Genomic DNA, 21,489 nt, shown 5'->3' with positions numbered 1-21,489 from the left:
CCCCCCCCCCCCCCCGCCCCCCCCCCCCCCCCCCCCCCCCCCCCCCCCCCGGGACCCGTGCGCACACGAAAGGCATTGGACAGGGGGCGCTGGCCAGAACTTTCGACGCAAGGGGTGCAACTAACGTGGCCACAACCGACGTTCCACGGGTCGCCGCCTATCGGGAGGTGACCGACAAGAACGGACGCGTCTATCGCGTCGGTGAGTCCGACATCGACATCATGGGGCGCAAACGCAAGTGGATGGTGATCCTGCCCTGGATCGGCATGATGGGCATCTCCTCCGCCGAGTACGCGTTCGCGTCCGCCGAGGACACCCTGCACACGGCGCACCAATGGAACAGCATGCACATCTTCTGGATGATGACCGTGTGGGTCTTCTTCCAGGCCGCGGTGGCCTTTCCCGCGGGCAAGCTGCGTGAGAGCGGAAAACTGCCGGCCCGCTGGGCGATGATGTGCGGCGCCACGGGCACGCTGCTCGGCTATCTGTCGCTGGCCTTCGCGCCGCATGTCGTCTTCGCCTACATCGGCTTCAGCATGTTCAGCGGCATGGGCGCGGGCATGGTGTACGCCACCTGCGTCAACATGGTCGGCAAGTGGTATCCGGAGCGCAAGGGCGGCAAGACGGGCTTCGTCAACGGCGGTTTCGCCTACGGCTCGGTGCCCTTCGTCTTCATCTTCAACGGCTACATGGACCTGACCAACTTCCGCTGGGTCCTGGTCTCGGTGGGTGTGTTCCTGGCCGGGATCGTCGCGTTCTCGGGCTACTTCTTCCAGGACCCGCCGAAGAACTGGTGGCCCGCCGCGATCGACCCGCTCAACCCGCCGAGCGACCCGCGCGCGGCCCGCTCGATGCGGATGAACCCGCCGGCGGTCCGCCAGTACTCCCCCAAGGAGGCGTGGAAGACCGGCCGGGTGGCCCTGATGTGGTTCTGCCTTGCGTGCACGTCCGGCGTGAACATCTTCGGCATCGCCTTCCAGGTGGACATCGGCGAGGAGGCCGGGTTCGCCGGCGGGATCGTGGCCACGGCCATGTCCCTGAAGGCGGTCGTCAACGGCACCGGCCGCGGCGTGATCGGCTGGCTCTCCGACCTCTACGGCCGTAAGCGGTGCCTGCTCTTCGTCTGCCTCGTCCTGGGTCTCGCCCAGTACGGCATCCTCTGGTCGGCCGAGAGCAAGAACCTGACGCTGTTCCTGATCTTCTCCGCGATCTCCGGTTTCGGTGGTGGCGCCATCTTCCCGATGTTCGCGGCCCTGACCGCCGACTACTTCGGCGAGAACAACAACGCGTCCAACTACGGCATGGTCTACAGCGCCAAGCTCGTCTCCGGCCTGGGCGCCGGTATGGGTGCCGTGGTCGTCAGCGCCTGGGGTCACTCCGGTGCCTTCATCCTGGCCGGCTCGATCTCGCTCTTCGCCGGCTGCGTGGCGCTGTTCCTCAGCCCACCGGGACGCGACAACGAACCGCGCCGTATCGCTCCCAACCCCCAACCTCTCGGCGAGGACATGGCCTGACATGACGGCAGATCCGTACGCAGCAAACAGCTCGTCCGCCCGATCCGACGCCGCACACCGTCCCTACCGCGAGGTGACCGACGCGCGCGGGCGCGTCTACCGCGTCGGCGAGACCGACCGGGACATCCTCGGCCACTCCCGCAAGATCATGGTGTACCTCCCATGGCTCGCCATGATGGCCATCAGCGTCTTCGAGTACGCGTACGGCTCCGCGGAGGACACCCTGTCCCACGCGCACGGCTGGACGCAGAGCAACACCTTCTGGATCCTCAGCGTCTGGGTGTTCTTCCAGGCCGGCATCGCCTTCCCGGCGGGCTGGCTGCGCGAGAAGGGCATCCTGACGGCCCGTACGGCGATGTACATCGGCTCCGGCATGTGTCTGCTGGGATTCCTCGCCCTGTCGCACCTGAGCAACGTGTGGCTCGCGATCCTCGGATTCGGCGTCATCGGCGGTATCGGCGCCGGCCTGATCTACGCGACCTGCATCAACATGGTCGGCAAGTGGTTCCCCGAGCGGCGCGGCGCCCGGACCGGTTTCGTCAACGGGGGGTTCGCGTACGGATCGCTGCCGTTCATCTTCATCTTCAACTACGGGTTCGACACCGCGAACTACCACCGGGTGCTGGACCTCATCGGCTGCTACGTCATGATCGTCGTCCTCGGATGCGCGTTCTTCTTCAAGGACCCGCCAAAGAACTGGTGGCCCGCGGACATCGATCCGCTGTCCTACGCGGGCAGCCGGAAGAGCGCGGCGAGCCTGGCCAAGAACCCTCCGGCGGTGAAGCAGTACACGCCGCGGGAGGCCATCAGGACGGGCATGCTGCCACTGATGTGGCTGTCCGTGGTACTGACCGCCGGGGTGTCGATCTTCGGCATCTCCTTCCAGGTCGACTACGCCAAGGAGGTGGGCTTCGGACCGCTGGTCGCCGCATCGTCGATGGGCGTGATGGCGGTCATCAACGGCATCGGCCGCGGTGTCGTCGGCTGGCTGTCGGACCAGTGGGGCCGCAAGCCGACGCTGGTGTTCGTGATCGTCGTGCTGGGTCTCGCCCAGTTCGGCGTGATCTGGGCCGGCGATCTCAGGAGCGAGTGGCTGTTCCTGTTCTTCGCGTTCCTCTCCGGCTTCGGCGGCGGCGCCTTCTACCCTCTGTTCGCGGCGCTCACCCCGGACTACTTCGGGGAGAACTACAACGCCACCAACTACGGCCTCGTCTACAGCGGCAAGCTGATCAGCGGCCTGTTCGGCGGCGGCCTGGGCTCCATGGTGGTCGCCGCCTGGGGTTATGACGGCGCCTACGCGCTGGCCGGTGGCGTGTCGATCGTGGCGGCGGCGATCGCGTTGCTGCTGCGTCGGCCAGGACGGACGGCCACGCCGCATCCAGCGGGTTGAACTGCCGCGACTGCCTGTCGCGCCTATGAGGAGGCCCTCCCCGTCTCGGGGAGGGCCTCCTCATGTCGGTACGACCGTCAGCACTTCTCCCGCAACGAGTGCAGGTGCTCACTCGAACGCCGTGCGAAGGTCAAGGACTCGGTCGGGTTGTCGTGCTCCGCCTGCCAGTGGTGGGCGAATCTCTGCCCACGCAGTTTGGTCACGGCAGAGATGAACCGCTTGTAGTCGATGTCGCCGTCGCCGACGTCGACCATGCGGTAGCCGTACTGGTTGGCCGGGTCGCTCACCCCGTCCTTGACGTGGAAGAGCGGGTAGCGGTGGGGCTGGTTCAGCACATAGTCCAGCGGCTCGAAGGGGGCGGGTGAGCCGTCGGGCCGCTTCGAGAAGCGGAACTGGCCCGAGTACGCCCAGAAGATGTCCATCTCCAGGAAGACGAGGTCGGGGTCGGTCTCGGCGAGCAGCACGTCGTAGAGGCGGACCTTGGGGTTGTCGGTGGCGAAGGAGAACTCCTCGGAGTGGTTGTGCTGGTAGAACTTCATGCCGCGCGCCTTCGCCGCAGCACCGTAGGTGTTGAACTCCTCGGCGGCGCGCTTCCAGGCATCGACGGTGGAGCCGTAGCGGAACGGTCCGGAGGCGGTGCCTATGTGCTTCAGGCCGAGAGCCTGGGCGTCGTCGAGGACCTTGGTGAGGTTCTGGGCGAAGGTGTAGGCGTTCGGGTCGTCGGAGTAGTAGCCGACGTGGCTGCCGATCGGGTTCAGTCCGTGGTTCCTGGCCAGCCGCTTGAGCTGGGCGAGGGTGATCGGGCCGGCCGAGCCCTGGGTGTACCCGGCGAACTCGACCTCGTCGTAGCCGTACTTCTCCAACTCGGCGAAGACGGGCGCGAATCCGAGCGTGGAGACCTTGTCGCGCAGGCTGTAGAGCTGGATGCCGAGGCGGCCGGGCGGGAGGACGGGACGGCCGCGGCCGCCGGCGCCGGAAGCCGTGCCGGTGGCGGACGCGGTGCCGAGTGCGGACGCGCCGGGGGCGGCGGTCCCCGCAGCCGCGGTCGCCGGGGCTGTGGCGGCGCCCAGCAGGGCGGCGGCCGTGGTGCCCGCCGCGACGCCGAGCATGCCTCGTCTGGTGAGGCGGTGGGTGAGTTCGGGATCCGTCTGGGAAAAGCGGCTCATACCTGGAACTCCCTGTGATCGAAGGCCGTTGTCAGTGGTGAGTGCTTCACTTGTGACCAGTCGGAAGAGACGGGTCGACGAGACCGGTGAGCTGGTGCTGCCGGCCGTGACCTCTCAGCCGAGACCGGCGAGTTGGAGCAGGAGTGACTTCACATCGGTGGCCGCTACGCGGTCGCCGACAGCGCGGGGGGTGGAGCAGATGAGGAGCGGACCTTCGTCGTCGCTCGCGGGAAGGCGGCCGTGGCTGCCGCGAATAGGTGACGGATCCAGAGGCACGACCGCCATGCGGTAACGCATGCCGAGTTTCTTGCGGGCGAGCGCGGTCGCTGCCTTGGCCTTGACGTACGGGTCGAGGGGATCCATGAAGAGTTCGACCGGGTCGTAGCCGGGTTTGCGATGGATCTCGACGAGTCGCGCGAAGTCGGGCGCGTGGGCGTCATCGAGCCAGTAGTAGTACGTGAACCAGGCGTGCGGCTCCGCGACGGCGACAAGTTCGCCGGAGCGCGGATGGTCGAGGTGATGGGCCTTCTTGCCTTCGTCGTCGAGGAGTTGCTCGATGCCGGACAGGGCGTCGAGGGCCGCCCGTGTCGCGTCGAGGTCTTCCGCTCGGCGTACGTAGACGTGGGCGATCTGATGATCGGCGACCGCGAAGGCACGTGACGTCATCGGGTCGAGGTACTCCATGCCGTCCTGTGTGTGCACTTCGAGCAGTCCTGCGCGGCGCAGGGCCCGGTTGATGTCGACGGGCCGGTCCGCTCGGGTGATGCCGTACTCGGAGAGCGCCACGACCGTACGCCCCTCCGCCCGGGCGTCGTCCAGGAGCGGAGCCATGGCCGAGTCCAGGTCGGCGGCCGCTTTCAGTGAGCGCGGGTCGTCGGGGCCGAAGCGTTGCAGGTCGTAGTCGAGATGAGGGAGGTAGCAGAGCGTCAGATCGGGGTGCTGGGTGCGGATGATGTGGCGGGTCGCGTCGATGATCCAGCGGCTGGAAACGAGGTCCGCGCCGGGGCCCCAGAAGTGGAAGAGCGGGAAGGTGCCGAATTTCTCGGTCAGTTCGTCGTGCAGGGCGGGCGGCCGGGTGTAGCAGTCGGGTTCCTTGCGGCCGTCGGAGTAGTAGATCGGGCGAGGGGTGACGGTGATGTCGGTGTCGGCGCCCATGGCGTACCACCAACAGATATTGGCGACGGTGTAGCCGGGGTGGGCGCGGCGGGCGGCGTCCCAGAGTTTGTCGCCGGCGACCAGTCCGTTGTGCTGGCGCCACAGGAGTACGTCGCCGAGCTCACGGAAGTACCAGCCGTTGCCGACGATGCCGTGCTCCGACGGGTGAGTGCCGGTGAGGAAGGTGGACTGGGCGGCGCAGGTGACGGCGGGCAGGACGGTGCCGAGCGGTGCGCGTGACCCGGACTGGGCGAGTCTCTTGAGGTGAGGCATGTGGTCGAGGAGACGGGGGGTGAGGCCGACGACGTCGAGGACGAGGAGCGGGGTGGGGCGGGGCACCGCGGTGGCGTCGGGTCCGGGCGCTGAGCGCGTGGCCGGTACTGCCGGGTGCGGTTGCTCGGTCATGGCAGCTCCTTCAGGCCGAGGTCCGTCAACAGGTCGCGGGCGAGGGTGAGTTCGGCGGCGATGCCGTCGACGAGCTGGCTGCGGAAGCGGGGTCGCAGTTCGAGGGGGAGCGCCTGCCAGGTGTACGTCTCGACTTCGAGGTGGCGGGTGAGTGGCTGCGGGCCGCCGACGAGGCGGCTCAGGGCGGCTTTGAGGACGGGGAGCGTGGCGGTGAGGGGCGCGGCGGGGGCCGCGTGGAGCGGGACATGGAAGTGGGCGCGCCACGCAGAGGCGTCGGGCAGGGCGTCGCCCTTCAGGGCCTCACCGAGGTCGTCGGTGCCGCGCAGGCCGGCGGCGGTGGCGGTGCGGGTCTGGTGCAGGAAGCGGGGTTCGTCGAAGGCGGCGAGGGCCTCGCGGACATCGGGGAGATGGGGGTGTTCGGCGTGCAGGGCGGCTGAGAGCTGGGACTTGACGACTGGGATGCGGGCTTCGGTGAGCGCATCCAGGGCGATGTGCGGATCTTCGAAGGAGGTGGCGAGGTGACAGGTGTCGACGCAGATGCCGATACGGTCGTGGCCGACGGCGGCGAGGGGTGCGATGGCGTCGGCCGTGGTCTCGACGGTGCAGCCGGGTTCGGGTTCGAGGCCGACGCGGATGTCGCGCCCGGTCAACTCCTCCAGGGCGTCCAGGCGTTCGGCGAGGGTGAGCAGGGCGGTGCGGGCGGTCTCTGGACGGCCGTCGTCGTAGGCGGTGCGCCAGGCGAGGGGCAGGGTGGAGATGCTGCCGTGGGTGACGTCGTCGGGGAGGAGGCCGGCGAGGACGCGGGCGAGGGAGGTGGTGTGGTCGAGTCGTTCGGGGTCGGCCCAGTCCGGCTTGTAGACGCGGTACTTGACCTCTTCGGCGCCGAATCCCTCATAGGGGAAGCCATTGAGGGTGACGACCTCAAGGCCGCGCCGATCGAGCTCGGTGCGCAGGCCGCGCAGGGCGGACGGGTCGGAGACGAGAGTGCGGGCGGCGTCCTTGGCGAGCCACAGGCCGATGCCGAGGCGGTCACGGCCGAGCCGTCGGCGGACGGGCTCGCAGTGGTCCCGGAGTTGGGCGCGGACACCGTCGAGGGTCTCGGCCGGGTGGACGTTGGTGCAGTAGGCAAGGTGGACGGTGGAGCCGTCGGGGTGGCGGAAGCGCATGGCTCACGCCCCCGGGGCCGGGGCGGCGGCCGGGTCGTCCCGCTCGCTCGGTGCACCGACCGGCTCCTCGCCGGGCTCCTTCGGAGCGCCACGGAGGATGGAGTTGCCCTCGTGGGTCGCCTGCGGGGTGGCCACGTCGAGGGTGAGGCGACCGCTGAGCCCGTAGAAGGCGACGGGGTTGCGCCACAGCACCCGGTCCACGTCGTCCTCGCCGAACCCCTCGGCCAGCATCAGGTCGGCGACCTTGCGGGTCTTCAGGGGGTCGCTCTTGCCCCAGTCGGCGGCCGAGTTCACCAGCACCTGCTCGGGCCCGTACGCGCGGAGGATCGCGACCATCCGCTCCTCGTCCATCTTGGTGTCGGGATAGACGGAGAAGCCGAGCCAGCAGCCGCTGTCCTTGGCCTCCTTGACCGTCGTCTCGTTGAGGTGGTCGACCAGGACGCGGTCCGGGGGCAGTGCGGACTCGCGGACGACATCGAGGGTGCGGCGCAGGCCGGCCAGCTTGTCGCGGTGCGGGGTGTGTACGAGGGCGGGCAGCTCGTGGTCGGCGGCGAGCTGGAGCTGGGTGGCCAGGGCGGTGTCCTCGGCAGGCGTCATCGAGTCGTAGCCGATCTCGCCGACGGCGACGACCTGGTCCTTGACCAGATACCGGGGCAGTTCGTCGAGGACGGGGACACAGCGCGGGTCGTTCGCCTCCTTGGGGTTGAGGGCGAGCGTGCAGTGGTGGGCGATGCCGTACTGGGCGGCGCGGAAGGGCTCCCAGCCGAGGAGGGAGTCGAAGTAGTCGAGGAAGGAGGCGGGTGAGGTGCGGGGCTGGCCGAGCCAGAAGGAGGGCTCGACGACGGCGCGGACGCCGGCGGCATACATGGCCTCGTAGTCGTCGGTGGTGCGTGACGTCATGTGGATGTGGGGGTCGAAGAGGCGCATCAGGACTCCTTGCCGTCGGTTCCGCGGGTGCCGCCGTGCTGGGCGGCGGGCGCGGGTGGGGTGGCCGTGGGGTCGGTCAGGGTCAGGACGCGGTACAGGTCTTCGGGTACGGGGCGGCCCGCGGCGGTGCGTTCGGCGGCGTAGTCGCCGAGCATGCGGGCGAGTTCGGTGTCGCGGTGGGCGCGGTGCTCCAGGTCGGCCACCGTGTCGACGGGCACACCGGTGAACAGGCACTTCAGGACGGCGTGCCGCCACTGGTGGGGGTCGAGGTGCCGGGCGGCGTAGGGGCCGACGGCGGCGGCGAGGAGCCGGGTGTCGTTGGTGCGCAGGGCGTCCTCGACGAGCGGGAGGGCCTCCCGGTCGGGCACCAGGTGGGGCAGTGCGTGCAGGACTGCTCGGCGTTCGGCGGCGGTGCCCTGGAAGTAGACCCGGGTGAGGGCGTCGGTGTCGGCGCGGGCCGCGTGCAGGATGAGGACGCGGGCGGAGTCGGCGTGCTCGGGGCCACAGCGGCGTCCGGCCTCGGCGATGCGCAGCTCCCAGACGGAGATGGGCCCGTGGGTGCCGGGGTTGGCGGCGGCCTCGTCGAGTGCCTGGTGGAGCCAGGCGCGGGCGGCGCCACTGAGGCGGGCGTCGAGGTGCCCGCGCAGCTCCGTGGGCGGGGTGAGAGGCCGGGTCGTGCCCTCACCGTCCGACCGACTCTCGGCGCTCGCCCCCGCAAGGCGCTGGCGCCGCTGGCTGGTCGGGCGCCGCTGGCTGGTCGGGCCTTGGGCATCCGCCCGGCCTTGGGCATCCGCCCGGCCGTCGGCACTCGCCCAGCCGTCGGCACCCGACCGGCCCTGAACGCTCGTCCGAGCCTCCGTACCGGCCCAGCTCTCGGAGCCCGCGTGACGCCCTGCACCTGGGAGAGCTTCGCCGGGGCGCACTTCACGGTCCGTCGGGGCCGCGGTGAACGGTTGGCCGTCGGGGCCCGCGCCCGGGGTTGCCGGGCTGGTGCGGGGGTGGGTCATGAGGTGCTCCCTTCGGGGGTGGCGGAGGGATCGCCAGGAGACGGGTCGAGTGCGGGGGATCGGGTGGCCGTGGCCTCGGCTCGGCGGAGGAACGGGAGGGAGAGTTCGGCGAAGTGGGGGCCCGCGTGGGAGTGGCGGGGCAGTTCGACGACGGTCAGGCCCTGGTAGCCGGTGGCGGTGAGGGCGGCGAGGACGGGTGGGAAGTCGATCTCGCCGTCGCCTAAGGGGAGGTGTTCATGGATGCCGCGGCGCATGTCCTCGATCTGGACGTGACGCAGCCAGGGGGCGGCGGCGCGTACGCAGTCGGCGGGAGAGAGGGGTTCGAGGCATTGGCAGTGGCCGATGTCGAGGGTCAGGCCGAGGTGTTGGGGTTCGCCGAGGGTGCGGTGGAGGCGGTGGAAGTCGGCGAGGGTGGAGAGGAGGTGGCCCGGTTCGGGTTCGACGGCGAGCGGGACGCCGGCCGTGGTGGCGGCGTTCAGGACGGGAGTGAGCGCGTCGGCCAGTCGGTGCCAGGCCGTGTCGGGGTCCGTTCCCGGCGGAGTGATGCCGCTGAAGCAGTGGACGGCGTGCGCGCCGAGGTCGGCGGCGACCTGGACGGCGCGGATCAGCAGGTCGATGCGGCGGGCGCGGTCGTCGGGGGCGGGGTCGAGAAGAGAGGGGCCGTGCTTGCGGCGCGGGTCGAGTACGTAGCGGGCGCCCGTCTCCACGGTGACGTCCAGACCGAGCGTGTCCAGCCGGGCCGCGAGGCGACGGGTGCGGGCGGCGAGGCCAGGGGCGAGGGGGTCGAGGTGCATGTGATCGAGCGTCAGGCCGACGCCGTCGTAGCCGAGGTCGGCGAGCAGGGCCAGGGCGTCGTCGAGGCGGAGGTCGGCGAGACCGTTGGTGCCGTAGCCGAGGCGGAGCGGGGTGACCGCCGGAGTCGGGGAGACGGCGGTGGCGTGCTCGGCGCCGGTGCCGTGGGTGTGGCTGCCGTGGAGGTCGGCGCCGCCCTCCGGCGCATCGACGGACCGTGCTCGGGCGGACGTCGCGTGGCTCATCCGACGCTCACCTTCCTTCCGTGGCGGTGGCAGAGGCCGCTGCGCCCGCCCATGGCGTCGCCCGGGATGGTGAACAGCGCGAGCGGGCACAGCAGTTCGCCCCGGGAGAGCCCAGTCGACCGGGACACACGCCAGCCCCGTGGGCGGGCGACAGCACGCGAGGCTCCGAGGACGCCGAACAGCCCGGACACCCGAAGCAGTTCCACCCGAGCCAGCGCAGCCGACCGGAACACACCCCAGCACCGCTGGCGGACAACAGCACGCGAAACTCCAAGGACGCCGAACAGCCCGGACACCCGAAGCAGCTCCACCCAGCCAAACGCAACCGACCGGAACACACCCCACCGGTACACACCCCACCACCGCTGGCGGACGACGGTGTCCGAGGCCTCGGGCGCCGGTTCACGGACGGTCCCTGTCGGAACCCGTGTCCTGCGCAGGACATGTATGCCCTTCGCGGGCCGTCAGGCGCTCGGCGAATCCCCTGAGTGCCGCGTACTGCTCGCCCAGTGCTGCCGGCCCCTCCCCCACCGGGTCCTTGAAGTAGAAGCCCAGTTCGGCGAGTGGGCCGGAGAGGCCCGCTTCATGGGATCGGGCGGTCAGTCGGGCCAGGTCGAGGATCAGTGGTGCCGCCAGGGACGAATCGCAGCCCTGCCAGATGGTCTGGAGGATCATGCGCGTGCCGAGGAAGCCGTCGAAGGCGATGTGGTCCCAGGCGGTCTTCCAGTCGCCGAGTGCCGGGACGTCGTCGATGTGGACCTCGCCCTCGGGGGGTGTGGCGAGGGTGTCCGCGAGTACCCGGTCCTTGCCGGCGTTCTTCGCGGCCGCGGCGGCCGGGTCGGCCAGGGAGGCGCCGTCGCCGCCGCCGAGGAGGTTCGTGCCGGACCAGGCGCGGACCGTCAGGGCACGCCCGGTGAACATCGGGCCCAGGACCGAGCGGAGCAGTGTCTGGCCCGTCTTGCCGTCGCGGCCCGCGAAGGGCAGGCCGGTCGACGATCGCAGGGCGGCCAGCGCGGGGTGGTCCAGGCCGGTCGACGGGGTGAAGTTCACGTAGGGGCAGCCCGCACGCAGGGCCGCCGCCGCGTACAGCGAGCTCGGGGGCAGGGCGGTGTCGGTGGGCGTGGGCTCGGTGGAGGCGACGTTCACCACGACCGCCCGGGCGAGCGCACACCGTCGTATGAAGTCCCGGATGTCGGACGCGAAGGCCGTGATCAGTTCGTCGTCGTCTCGTGTGTCACCGGGGAGGGGGCCGCCGGGCCTGATCTCCCTGTCCGCGGCGGCGAGTTCGGAGCGGACCGCGGTGGTCAGTCCCGGGGGCAGAACGCCGCCTGCTGCCAGGGCCTCCGCGCGTTTGGGCAGGGGGCAGTCCACCGTGTCGTGGCCGCCGAAGACCAGGGACGACAGGGCGGGCAGACCGCTGTCCGCGAACATCGGCGTCTCGGTGACCAGGCCCGTCGGCGGGTGCAGGCCCGCGGTGACGGCGGCGCACCCGGCGACGACGGTCGTGGCGACGGAACCGCGCGCCCCGATCAGCCAGACGCCGACGCGCGGTTCGGACGGGGAAATGGACATGCGCGCGGACATGGCGGCCTCCTTGTCGAACGCGTCGTATGGAATGCCCCGGGGCCGGGCCCCTGGCGAGGGCCCGGTGGGGCCAAGACGGCGGGCGGAGGTCCGGCGTCCCCCGCCCGCCGTCGCTCAGTCGCCCTGCGAAGCCATGAGTCCGGCGGATGTGGCGGAGTTGGCGGACTCGTCGGTCTTCGCGGGCAGTTCCTTGATCCGGATGTCCCGGAAGGACACCTCGTCGTCGGCTCCGTGGTTCTGGATGCCGAGGTGTCCGTCGGTGAGGCTCCGGGCCGGGTCGGTGTTGGTGAAGTCGTTGATCTTCACACCGTTGAGATAGACGCGGAGGCGTTCGCCCTCCACGCGGATCTCGTACGTGTTCCACTGCCCCGGCGGGTTCAGCACACGGTCGCGCTTCTTCAGATCGGCGGACTTGAAGCCGTACACCGCGCCGGTGGTGCGGTCGGCGGCGTCGGTCGCGTCGATCTGGATCTCGTACCCGTTGTTGACGGCCGACCACGGGTCGTCCGAGGGCGGGAAGCCCACGAACACACCGGAGTTGTCGTCGCCGGCCATCCTCCAGTCGAGCTTCAGGGAGTACGACCCGAAGCCCGACCCGGCGTACCAGAGCATGCCCATGCCGCCGGTCGTCGTGAGGGTACCGTCGTCGGACAGGGTGAAGGAGCCGGGGCCGGCCTGTCGCCAGGCGTCCAGGGATGCCCGGGTGCCGTCGAAGAGCCGGCGGTAGCCGTTCTCCGGGCGGCAGTCGGCCTGGGCGTCGCCGATGGCCCAGCGGATTCCGCCGAGCAGGTGCTGACGGAAGGCGGGCTCGGCGTAGGACTCCTTGGTGTGGCCGCCCCCGGTGTAGAAGGCGCGGCCGCCCTGGTAGTTCTGGCACCAGGCGATCGGGTGATCGCCGTTCATGGTGCCGCCGGCGTACGAGGACTCGTCGAGGGACGCCAGGACATGGACCCGATCCCGAGGATTCGAGCGGTAGTTGTACCACTCGTCGGTGCGGTTCCAGGTCTGCGCCAGACCCGAGGTCGCCGGGTGGGCGTGGTCCTCGACGTCGACGGTCGCGGGCTGGATCGCCGGGTGCGACTGGAAGTAGGCACCGGCGACGCCGCCGTAGAACTCCCAGTCGTACTCGGTGTCGGCCGCCGCGTGGACGCCGACATATGCGCCGCCCTGGCGGATGTAGCCCTCGAACGCGTTCTGCTGGGTGGCGTCGAGGACGTCTCCGGTCGTGGACAGGAACACGACCGCGGCGTAGCGGCGCAGGTTGGCGGCGGTGAACGCGGTGGCGTCCTCCGTCGCGTCGACCGTGAATCCGCCCGTCTCGCCGAGCTGTTTCACCGCGGCGACGCCGTCGGGGATCGAGTCGTGGCGGAAGCCGGCCGTCTTGGAGAAGACCAGCACCCGCTTGGCCTCGGCCCCGGGTCGCGGGTCCCGCGAGGACTGGGACGCGGCCGGTCCCGAGACGCAGCCGAGGAGTACGGCCGCTCCCACGGCTGCCGTGGCCAGTCGTCGGGTTGGGCGTATGTGTCGCATCCTTCGTGCCTCCTCTCAGCCCGTGGTGAAGGTGAAGTCGTCCACGTCGAACAGGGCGCCCGTGCCGCTCCCCTTGAAGACCAGGTAGAGCGTGGTCGTGCCGCTGGGCGCACGGGACAGGTCGGCGGTGACGTCCTGGAAGGTCTCCCAGCCGCCGGTCACCGGCACGGTCGCCTTGCCGAGCAGGGTGCCCGTCGAGGATCCCGCACGGACTTCGAGCGTGCCGCCCGCGCCGCCGGAGGAGATCCGGGCGGTGATCTTCTTGGCGTTGCTCAGGGCGTACGGCGTGAAGGAGATCCAGTCGCCGTTGTCGATGTCGCCGACCGTCCGGCCGCCGTGCGCGGTGTCCTTGGTGATGACGGAGACGCCGGAGCCGTTGCCGAAGTGCTCGGCCTGGCGGTGCCTGGGCTGCGCGACGTTCTGGTCGTGCGTGGTGAGCGGGGCCTGGCCGCCGCCTCCGCCGTCGGTGTACTCGGCGTCGATCACACCGAAGATGTTGGCGTCCTCGTCGTGGCCGCCGTCGGCGCTGGTCTGGAGGGTGCCGGTGCAGCCGTTGGCCGAGGTCAGCGGGTGGCCGTGGCTGTCGTGACCGAGGATGAAGCTGACCTTGACCTTGGCGCAGTCGATGGTCCGGTCCTCGGGGTCGGTGACCTTCACCTTGAACGGGATGGCGTCTCCGAAGCTGAACAGCCGCCCGTCCTGGGGGAGTTCCAGCGTCACCTTGGGCGCGGTGTTGCCGACCACGATCTGCGTGCTGGCGCTGCCGGTGCGGCCCGAGGCGTCCTTGGCGGTGAGGGTCGCGGTGTAGGTGCCGTTCTTCTTGTAGCGGTACGTCGGGTCGGCCGCCGTCGACTTGCCGCCGTCGCCGAAGTCCCAGCTGTACGTCAACGCGTCGCCGTCCTGGTCGGTCGTGCCCTCCGAGGAGAACTGGACCCGCAGCGGGGCCCTGCCCGAGGTCTTGCTCGCCGCGGCCTGCGCGACCGGCGAGTGGCCGTCGGTGGCGTTCTCGATCCGGTACAGGGCCGAGTGCTCGTCGCCGCCGAACCACGCGGTGCCGTAGTCGAGGACGTACAGCGCGCCGTCCGGGCCGAAGGCCATGTCCATGATCTGGGTGCCGGTCCACGGGATGTCGTTGATCGACTGCACGGCCCCGGAGCCGTCGCTGACGATCCGCTTGATCCAGCGGCGGCCGAACTCCCCGGCGAAGAAGTTCCCGTCGTAGGCCTCGGGGAACTTCACCGGCGAGTCGAGCGAGGCGTCGTAGTGGTAGACCGGGCCGCCCATCGGGGATTCGGAGCCGGTGCCGAACTCGGGCACGGAGCCGCCGTCGTAGGGGATCCAGGCGGCCTGGGCCGGGGGAAGGTCGGTCAGGCCGGTGTTGTGCGGCGAGGTGTTCTTCGGCGCGGCGCAGTCGAAGGACGCGCCGGACTGGCCGGTGGCGAAGTCGTAGTCGACGTAGGCGTCGTTGTCGCCCGTGCAGTACGGCCAGCCGAAGTTGCCGGGGCCGGTGACGCGGGCGAACTCGACCTGGCCGGCCGGGCCGCGTGCCGGGTCGGCGGTGCCGGCGTCGGGGCCGTAGTCGCCGACGTAGAGGATGCCCGTCTTCTTGTCGACGCTGAAGCGGAACGGGTTGCGGAAGCCCATGGCGTAGATCTCGGGCCGGGTCTTGTCCGTGCCGGGGGCGAAGAGGTTGCCGTCGGGGATCGAGTAGGAGCCGTCGGCGTTCACCTTGATGCGCAGGATCTTGCCGCGCAGGTCGTTGGTGTTGCCGGCGGAACGCTGGGCGTCGAAGGCCGGGTTGCGGTTCGAGCGCTCGTCGATCGGGGTGAAGCCGTCCGACTGGAACGGATTGGTGTCGTCGCCCGTGGAGAGGTACAGGTTGCCCGCCGCGTCGAAGTCGATGTCACCGCCGACATGGCAGCACAGGCCGCGGGAGGCGCGGATGTCGAGGATCTTCGTCTCGCTGGCCGTGTCGAGCGTGCCGTCGGTCTTCAGGACGAAGCGGGAGAGGCGGTTGACGCCGTCGAAGGGAGCGAAGTCGGCCGCCGTCCCGGTCTCGGGGGCGTCACCGGCCGGGGTGTCGAGCGGGGGTGCGTAGTAGAGGTAGATGAAGCGGTTCTCGGCGAATCCGGGGTCGACACCGACGCCCTGCAACCCCTCCTCGTCATGTGTGTACACGGCGAGTTTGCCCGCGAGCCGGGTGTTGCCCGCCGCGTCCGTGAGGCGCAGTTCGCCGTCGCGGGAGGTGTGCAGGACCGAGCGGTCCGGGAGGACGGCGAGCGACATGGGCTCGCCGACCTCCGGTTCGCCCTTGGCGAGGGTGACCTGCTGGAAGTCGTCGGCCGCGGCCGGGGCGGCAGCCGCGGCGGCTTCCCGGCCGGCGACGGCTGCGCCGGCCTGGGGTGCGGTGAGGGTGAGGGTGGCGCCCGCCAGCAGGACGCCGCTCAGCAGCGCCACCGTCTTGCGGAGGGACGGGCGTCGTCTGTGGGTCTCGTTTCTGTCGGTGCTGGTGGTGCGGTGGTTCGCGTGCACGAGTGCCTCCAGAATGGGGCCGGGTGTACATGCGGTCGTTCTTGCGCCGGGGTGCGCCGTCACCCCGGAGACGTGCGAGGGGGTTCAGTTGCCGAACGCCGCGTCGAACGAGGCCGACGGCGGCTCGAAGTCGTACGCCTTCAGGCGCTGCAGCGCCTCGGGGGCGCCCTGGAGCCGGTCCATCCCGGCGTCCTCCCACTCCACGGAGATCGGGCCCTGGTAGTCGATGGAGCGCAGCATCCGGAAGACGTCCTCCCAGGGGACGTCCCCGTGTCCGGCCGATACGAAGTCCCAGCCGCGTCGGGGGTCGCCCCACGGCAGATGGGAGCCGAGGCGGCCGTTGCGGCCGTCGAGGCGTTTGCGGGCCTCCTTGCAGTCGACGTGGTAGATGCGGTCGCGGAAGTCCCAGAGGAAGCCGACCGGGTCGAGGTCCTGCCACACGAAGTGGGAGGGGTCGAAGTTCAGGCCGAAGGCGGGGCGGCCCCCGACGGCCTCCAGGGCTCGCCAGGTCGTCCAGTAGTCGTAGGCGATCTCGCTGGGATGGACCTCGTGCGCGAACCGCACGCCCTCCTCGTCGAAGACGTCCAGGATGGGGTTCCAGCGGGTCGCGAAGTCCTCGTAACCGCGCTCGATCATCGACTCGGGCGCGGGCGGGAACATGGCGACGAGGTGCCAGATGGCCGAGCCGGTGAAGCCGATCACGGTGTCGACACCGAAGGCGGCCGCGGCGCGCGCGGTGTCCTTCATACGGTCCGCGGCCCGCCTGCGCACCCCCTCCGGGTCACCGTCGGCCCACACCTCGCCCGGCAGGATGGCCTGGTGGCGTTCGTCGATGATGGCGTCGCAGACGGCCTGGCCGACCAGGTGGTTGGAGATGGCCCAGCACTTGAGGCCGTACTTGTCGAGCAGGGCCTTGCGGGAGTCGATGTACGACGGGTCGGCGAGGGCCTTGTCGACCTCGAAGTGGTCGCCCCAGCAGGCGAGTTCCAGCCCGTCGTAGCCGAAGTCGCGGGCGAGCCGGCAGACCTCCTCCAGCGGGAGGTCGGCCCACTGGCCGGTGAACAGCGTGAACGTACGCGGCATTGCGCGTCAGCCTCCTCAGGCCGCTATCCGGGTGTGTCAGACCGCGATCGGGGTGTAGACGGCGTTCTTCTCGGCGCTCTCCTCCACCGCGGCGAGGACTCGCTGGACCTGGAGCCCGTCGGCGAAGGAGGGTTCGGGCCGGCGGCCCTCGGCGATGGCGTGGACGAGGTCGCGGGCCTGGTGGACGAAGGTGTGCTCGTAGCCGAGGCCGTGGCCGGGCGGCCACCAGGCGTCCAGGTAGGGGTGGTCGGGTTCGGTGACGAGGATGCGGCGGAAGCCCGCGTGCGCGCCCGGTTCGGTGCCGTCGTGGTAGGCGAGTTCGTTGAGCCGCTCCAGGTCGAAGGCGATCGAGCCGAGCTCGCCGTTGAGCTCGATGCGCAGCGCGTTCTTGCGGCCGGTGGCGTAGCGGGTGGCCTCGAAGGAGGCGAGGGCGCCGGAGGGGAAGCGGCCGGTGAAAACGGCGGCGTCGTCGACGGTGACCTGGCCGGTGGCGCCCTCGGCCGAGACGGCGGACAGTCCCTTCACGGCCCCACCGGGCAGCGGGCGTTCCCGTACGAAGGTCTCCATCAGGGCGGACACCCCGGTCAGCTGCTCACCCGTCAGGTACTGCGCGAGGTCGACGATGTGCGCGCCCAGGTCGCCGAGCGCGCCCGAGCCGGCCAGCTCCTTGCGCAGCCGCCAGGTGAGCGGGAACTGGGGGTCCACGAGCCAGTCCTGAAGGTAGGTCACCCGGACATGGCGCAGTCGGCCGAGGCGGCCCTCGGCGACCATGCTGCGGGCCAGCGCGGTGGCGGGCACCCGGCGGTAGTTGAAGCCGACCATCGCCAACTGGCCGCGTTCATAGGCCTCTTGGGCCGCCGCCGCCATCGCCGCGGCCTCCTCCACGGTGTTCGCGAGGGGTTTCTCGCACAGGACGTGCTTGCCCGCGGCCAGCGCGGCGAGCGCGATCTCGGCGTGGCTGTCGCCGGGGGTGCAGATGTCGACGAGGTCGATGTCGTCCCGCGCGATCAGGGCCCGCCAGTCGGTCTCGGCCGTCGCCCAGCCGTGCCGGTCGGCCGCCGCGCGCACGGCGCCGGCGTCCCGGCCGCAGATCGCGGCGAGCACCGGGCTGAGCGGCAGGTCGAAGACGCGGCCCGCGGTGCGCCAGCCCTGGGAGTGGGCGGCGCCCATGAAGGAGTAGCCGACCATGCCGATCCGCAGCGGCGGCCTCTCGCTCCCTGCCCCGTCTGACTGCTGCGGCTGTCCCATATGCGATGTCCTCCTCGTCGTCGTGACACGGTGGGGGGTGGGCCCCGCCCCGATGGGCTGGTCAGTCCCGGGGGCAGGGCTCCTCACTTGAAGCCGGTGGACATGTACTGGTCGACGTTGCCCTTGTCGACGACCGCCGAGTAGAGCGTGATCGAGGCCGGGATCTCGAACTCGGCCATGCCGCCGACGCCCTTGCCCTGGCCCAGCGCGCGGGCCAGGTCGATGGCGGACGCGGCCATGGTCGGCGGGTACAGGACGGTGGCCTTGAGCACGCCGTCGTCCTGCTTGATGGCCTGGAAGGCGGACAGCGCGCCCGCGCCGCCGACCATCAGGAAGTCGTCCCGCCCGGCCTGCTCGATGGCGCGCAGGGCGCCGACGCCCTGGTCGTCGTCGTGGTTCCACAGGGCGTCGAACTTCGACTGCGCCTGGAGCAGTTGGGCCATCTTGGCCTGCCCGGACTCGACCGTGAACTCGGCCGCCTGACGGGCCACCTTCTTGATGTTGGGGTAGTTCTTCAGGGCGTCGTCGAACCCCTGGGTGCGCTGCTTGGTCAGCTCCAGGTTGTCCAGGCCGGCCAGCTCGATGACCTTGGCGTCCGCCTTTCCCTTGAGCTTCTCGCCGATGTAGTTCCCGGCGTTGAGGCCCATGCCGTAGTTGTCGCCGCCGATCCAGCAGCGGTACGCCTGCGGGGTGTTGAAGATCCGGTCGAGGTTGATGACCGGGATGCCCGCGCGCATCGCCTTCAGACCGACCTGGGTGAGCGCCTTGCCGTCGGCGGGCAGCACCACCAGCACGTCGACCTTCTTGTTGATCAGCGTCTCTATCTGGCCGATCTGCGCGGCGGTGTCGTTCGACCCCTCGGTGATCTCCAGGGTCACGTCGGAGTACTTCTTCGCCCGGCTCTTGGCGTTGTCGTTGATCGCGTTGAGCCAGCCGTGGTCGGCCTGCGGACCGGCGAAGCCGATCGTGACCTCCTTGCCGGGCTTGTCGTCGGCGGCCGGCTGGTCGTTGGCCGCCGGCTCGTCGCTCGACTCGTTACTCGTGCAACCTGCGAGAAAGGCACCGGCACCTACGGCGGCGGTCCCGAAGAGCAGCCCTCTGCGACTGGCGAAGCGGCCCATGGTCTCTGGCATGGCGGTGAACCCTTTCCTCAGGTCGTGCTCAGTGGTAGCGGTACGACCCTCAGGTCGTGCTTGCGGTACGGCGCTGGACCAGCACGGCGGCGACGATGATCGCGCCCTTGGCGATCTGCTGGACGTCGCTCTGCAGGTTGTTCAGGGCGAAGATGTTGGTGATCGTGGTGAAGATCAGGACGCCGAGCACGGAGCCGACGATGGTGCCGCGGCCCCCGGTGAGCAGCGTGCCGCCGATGATCGCGGCGGCGATGGCGTCGAGTTCGTAGAGGTTGCCGTTGGTGTTCTGGCCTGAGCCGGACAGGATGATCAGCAGGAAGGCGGCGATGCCGCAGCACAGTCCGGACAGCAGGTAGAGGTAGAGCCGCTGGCGGCGGACGTCGATGCCGGCGAGGCGGGCCGCCTCCGCGTTGCCGCCGACGGCGACCGTGCGGCGTCCGAAGGTGGTGCGGTTCAGGACCAGCCAGCCGATGATCGTCACGACCGCGAACACCATGACCAGCGGCGGAATGCCGAGGACGTACGCGTCGCGCTCACCGAGGTCGAGCACCGAGGGGATCGTGACGATCTGCGTCTTGCCGTCGGTGATCTGCAGGGCCAGGCCGCGGGCGGAGGCCAGCATGGCGAGCGTCGCGATGAACGGCACCATCGCGCCGTACGCGATCAGCACTCCGTTGACCAGCCCGCATCCGACACCGACGATCACCGCGGTGAAGAGGATGCCGGCGAAGCCGTACTCCTGGGTCGCGACGGTCGTCGCCCACACCGAGGCCAGCGCGACGATCGCGCCGACGGACAGGTCGATGCCGCCGGAGATGATGACGAAGGTCATGCCGACGGTGACGACGCCGATCACGGAGGCCTGGGTGAGGACGAGTTGGAGGTTGCGGGTGTCCAGGAACTCGTCCGGCTTGGTGATGCCGCCGATGACGATCAGCGCGGCGAGGACGCCGAGCAGGGAGAGGGTGCGCACGTCGGCGCGGGCCATCAGGCCACGCCAGGCGGGCGGTGCGCCGGCCGACGGCACCTTGCCGGTGCTGTCCCGGGGCGGGGAGGCGTGCTGCGTCATGACGCCGGGCTTCCTTCCATGACGAGGTCGAGTACTCGGTGTTCGTCGAGTTCGCGGGCCGGTGCGGTGTGGACGACGCGGCCTTCGCGCAGGACCAGCACACGGTCGGCGAGGCCGAGGACTTCGGGCACTTCACTGGAGACCAGCAGCACGGCCAGGCCTTCGTCGGCAAGTCGGCGCACGACCGCGTACAGCTCGGCGCGGGCGCCGACGTCGACGCCGCGGGTGGGTTCGTCGAGCAGCAGGACGCGGCAGCCGCGCAGCAGCCAGCGGGCCAGGACGGCCTTCTGCTGGTTGCCGCCGGACAGGGTGCGCACGGGCACCGACGGGTTGTCCGGCCGCAGCGACAGTTCGCGCGTCGCGGCCCGCGCCGCCCGCAGTTCGGCGGCGCGGTCGATCCAGCCGCCGCGTGAGAAGCGGGACATGGACGACACCGACACATTGCGGGTGACGGACTCCAGCATCAGCAGGGCCTGCGCCTTGCGTTCCTCGGGGGCGAGCCCGAGACCGGCGCGGACCGCGGCCCGCACGCTGCCGGGCTTCAGCGGCCGCCCGTCCACGAGCACCTGACCGGCGCCGGGTTTGCGGGCGCCGTAGATCGTCTCCAGGATCTCGGAGCGTCCCGAGCCCACGAGTCCGGCGAGCCCGACGATCTCCCCGGGCCGCACGGTCAGGTCCAGGGACTCGAACTCGCCGTCCCGGGCGAGTCCGCGGACCTCCAGCAGCGGCTTGCCGCCGGTCGCGTCCTGCACGGGCCGCTCGGGGAAGACGTACTCGACGTTGCGTCCCGTCATCAGCGCCACGACCTCACGCGTCGGCGTCGACTTCGCCGGGAGTCCGCCGGCCACGGCCCGCCCGTCCTTCAGCACCGTCACCCGGTCACCGATCCGACGGATCTCCTCCAGCCGGTGCGAGATGTAGACGACGGCGACACCCGCGGCGGTGAGGTCGCCGACGATGCGGAAGAGGTTGTCGACCTCGTCCGGGTCCAGGGCGGCGGACGGCTCGTCCATCACGATGAGCCGTACGTCGTGGGAGAGCGCCCGCGCCATCGACACGATCTGCTGCTGGGCCGCCGACAACTCCCCCACCAGACGCGCCGGATCGATCTCGGGATGCCCAAGTCGCTTGAGCAGCTGGGCTGTTGAGGCTCGCGCGGCCTTTCCACGTACGACGAAACCGGCGGCCGTGGGTTCGTGCCCGAGGTGGACGTTCTCGGCCACCGACAGATGCTCGACGAGGTCGAGTTCCTGGTAGATGGTGGCGATGCCGAGGCGCATGGCGGCGATCGGCGAGCGGAGGGTGACCGCCTCGCCGCGCCAGTGGATGGTGCCGGTGTCGGGCTGGTGGGCGCCGGCCAGGACCTTGATCAGGGTGGACTTGCCGGCTCCGTTCTGGCCGAGCAGGCAGTGCACTTCACCGGCCTGGACGTCGAGGTCGACGCCGTCGAGGGCGCGGACTCCCGGGAACGACTTGGTGATGCCGGACATGCTGAGCAGCGGTGGTTCTGGTGCCATGAGGTCCCCTTGGCGGGCGTGCGGGC

16 protein-coding genes are annotated in these 21,489 nt (G+C 70.4%); 2 read left to right on the top strand and 14 right to left on the bottom strand.

Features of this window, described 5'->3' with window-relative positions:
- The first annotated feature begins 125 nt into the window (after positions 1-125).
- Both POF73_RS06320 and POF73_RS06315 read left to right on the top strand, forming a co-directional pair.
- Positions 126-1,514, top strand: a complete 1,389-nt coding sequence (locus tag POF73_RS06320) for an OFA family MFS transporter (RefSeq protein ID WP_272113476.1) — start codon at positions 126-128, stop codon at positions 1,512-1,514.
- Position 1,515: 1 nt separating this feature from the next.
- A complete protein-coding gene (locus POF73_RS06315; protein ID WP_272113475.1) occupies positions 1,516-2,904 on the top strand; it encodes an OFA family MFS transporter in 1,389 nt (462 codons plus the stop codon).
- A 77-nt stretch (positions 2,905-2,981) separates the two neighbouring features.
- Here the strand turns inward: POF73_RS06315 and POF73_RS06310 are convergent, their stop codons facing one another.
- From POF73_RS06310 to POF73_RS06245, 14 genes are all read right to left on the bottom strand, one after another.
- Positions 2,982-4,070, bottom strand: coding sequence for a sugar phosphate isomerase/epimerase family protein (locus POF73_RS06310; RefSeq protein ID WP_272113474.1), 1,089 nt, complete (start codon positions 4,068-4,070; stop codon positions 2,982-2,984).
- Between the two features lie 114 nt (positions 4,071-4,184).
- A complete protein-coding gene (locus POF73_RS06305) occupies positions 4,185-5,630 on the bottom strand; it encodes a nucleotide pyrophosphatase/phosphodiesterase family protein (RefSeq protein WP_272113473.1) in 1,446 nt (481 codons plus the stop codon).
- Complete coding sequence (eboE, locus tag POF73_RS06300; RefSeq protein WP_272113472.1) at positions 5,627-6,796, bottom strand: metabolite traffic protein EboE; 1,170 nt, start codon at positions 6,794-6,796, stop codon at positions 5,627-5,629. The genes POF73_RS06305 and eboE overlap by 4 nt, the downstream gene beginning before the upstream one ends.
- Before the next feature lie 3 nt (positions 6,797-6,799).
- The gene (locus tag POF73_RS06295; RefSeq protein WP_272113471.1) at positions 6,800-7,723 is read right to left on the bottom strand and encodes a TatD family hydrolase; all 924 of its coding nucleotides are present in this window, start codon (positions 7,721-7,723) and stop codon (positions 6,800-6,802) included.
- Entirely contained in the window at positions 7,723-8,646 is a 924-nt protein-coding gene (locus POF73_RS06290; RefSeq protein WP_443049437.1) for an EboA domain-containing protein, read from the bottom strand. The genes POF73_RS06295 and POF73_RS06290 overlap by 1 nt, the downstream gene beginning before the upstream one ends.
- 80 nt (positions 8,647-8,726) lie before the next feature.
- A complete protein-coding gene (locus POF73_RS06285) occupies positions 8,727-9,767 on the bottom strand; it encodes a sugar phosphate isomerase/epimerase family protein (RefSeq protein ID WP_272113470.1) in 1,041 nt (346 codons plus the stop codon).
- 402 nt (positions 9,768-10,169) lie between these two features.
- Entirely contained in the window at positions 10,170-11,339 is a 1,170-nt protein-coding gene (locus POF73_RS06280; RefSeq protein WP_272113485.1) for an inositol-3-phosphate synthase, read from the bottom strand.
- A gap of 126 nt (positions 11,340-11,465) precedes the next feature.
- Positions 11,466-12,881: a ThuA domain-containing protein gene (locus tag POF73_RS06275; RefSeq protein WP_272113469.1), complete on the bottom strand. Its 1,416-nt coding sequence runs from the start codon at positions 12,879-12,881 to the stop codon at positions 11,466-11,468.
- Positions 12,882-12,896: 15 nt separating this feature from the next.
- On the bottom strand, positions 12,897-15,413 hold the full coding sequence (locus POF73_RS06270; protein WP_272113468.1) for a PQQ-dependent sugar dehydrogenase: 2,517 nt from the start codon (positions 15,411-15,413) through the stop codon (positions 12,897-12,899).
- A gap of 84 nt (positions 15,414-15,497) precedes the next feature.
- Positions 15,498-16,496 (bottom strand): sugar phosphate isomerase/epimerase family protein, encoded by a 999-nt coding sequence (locus POF73_RS06265; RefSeq protein WP_272113467.1) that lies wholly within the window; start codon positions 16,494-16,496, stop codon positions 15,498-15,500.
- A 36-nt stretch (positions 16,497-16,532) separates the two neighbouring features.
- Positions 16,533-17,744, bottom strand: a complete 1,212-nt coding sequence (locus POF73_RS06260; protein ID WP_272113466.1) for a Gfo/Idh/MocA family protein — start codon at positions 17,742-17,744, stop codon at positions 16,533-16,535.
- A gap of 83 nt (positions 17,745-17,827) precedes the next feature.
- Positions 17,828-18,865 carry a substrate-binding domain-containing protein gene (locus POF73_RS06255; protein WP_443049436.1) on the bottom strand — a complete coding sequence of 346 codons (1,038 nt, stop codon included), beginning with the start codon at positions 18,863-18,865 and terminating at the stop codon, positions 17,828-17,830.
- A gap of 61 nt (positions 18,866-18,926) precedes the next feature.
- Positions 18,927-19,946, bottom strand: a complete 1,020-nt coding sequence (locus POF73_RS06250; RefSeq protein WP_272113464.1) for an ABC transporter permease — start codon at positions 19,944-19,946, stop codon at positions 18,927-18,929.
- Positions 19,943-21,463, bottom strand: a complete 1,521-nt coding sequence (locus POF73_RS06245; protein ID WP_272113463.1) for a sugar ABC transporter ATP-binding protein — start codon at positions 21,461-21,463, stop codon at positions 19,943-19,945. The genes POF73_RS06250 and POF73_RS06245 overlap by 4 nt, the downstream gene beginning before the upstream one ends.
- Between the last annotated feature and the right edge of the window lie 26 nt (positions 21,464-21,489).

Source organism: Streptomyces sp. HD, from assembly GCF_028369295.1.
GTDB lineage: Bacteria > Actinomycetota > Actinomycetes > Streptomycetales > Streptomycetaceae > Streptomyces.
The sequence above is the reverse complement of the archived record's forward strand: the minus strand, read 5'-3'. Positions and strand labels throughout refer to the sequence as shown.

Excerpts from the sequence above, each read along its gene's own strand:
- POF73_RS06280 (WP_272113485.1), bottom strand. The coding sequence starts at position 11,339 with ATGTCCATTTCCCCGTCCGAACCGCGCGTCGGCGTCTGGCTGATCGGG.
- POF73_RS06315 (WP_272113475.1), top strand. The coding sequence starts at position 1,516 with ATGACGGCAGATCCGTACGCAGCAAACAGCTCGTCCGCCCGATCCGAC.
- POF73_RS06265 (WP_272113467.1), bottom strand. The coding sequence starts at position 16,496 with ATGCCGCGTACGTTCACGCTGTTCACCGGCCAGTGGGCCGACCTCCCG.
- POF73_RS06305 (WP_272113473.1), bottom strand. The coding sequence starts at position 5,630 with ATGACCGAGCAACCGCACCCGGCAGTACCGGCCACGCGCTCAGCGCCC.
- POF73_RS06250 (WP_272113464.1), bottom strand. The coding sequence starts at position 19,946 with ATGACGCAGCACGCCTCCCCGCCCCGGGACAGCACCGGCAAGGTGCCG.
- POF73_RS06275 (WP_272113469.1), bottom strand. The coding sequence starts at position 12,881 with ATGCGACACATACGCCCAACCCGACGACTGGCCACGGCAGCCGTGGGA.
- POF73_RS06245 (WP_272113463.1), bottom strand. The coding sequence starts at position 21,463 with ATGGCACCAGAACCACCGCTGCTCAGCATGTCCGGCATCACCAAGTCG.
- POF73_RS06295 (WP_272113471.1), bottom strand. The coding sequence starts at position 7,723 with ATGCGCCTCTTCGACCCCCACATCCACATGACGTCACGCACCACCGAC.
- POF73_RS06285 (WP_272113470.1), bottom strand. The coding sequence starts at position 9,767 with ATGAGCCACGCGACGTCCGCCCGAGCACGGTCCGTCGATGCGCCGGAG.
- POF73_RS06310 (WP_272113474.1), bottom strand. The coding sequence starts at position 4,070 with ATGAGCCGCTTTTCCCAGACGGATCCCGAACTCACCCACCGCCTCACC.
- POF73_RS06255 (WP_443049436.1), bottom strand. The coding sequence starts at position 18,865 with ATGGGCCGCTTCGCCAGTCGCAGAGGGCTGCTCTTCGGGACCGCCGCC.
- eboE (WP_272113472.1), bottom strand. The coding sequence starts at position 6,796 with ATGCGCTTCCGCCACCCCGACGGCTCCACCGTCCACCTTGCCTACTGC.
- POF73_RS06260 (WP_272113466.1), bottom strand. The coding sequence starts at position 17,744 with ATGGGACAGCCGCAGCAGTCAGACGGGGCAGGGAGCGAGAGGCCGCCG.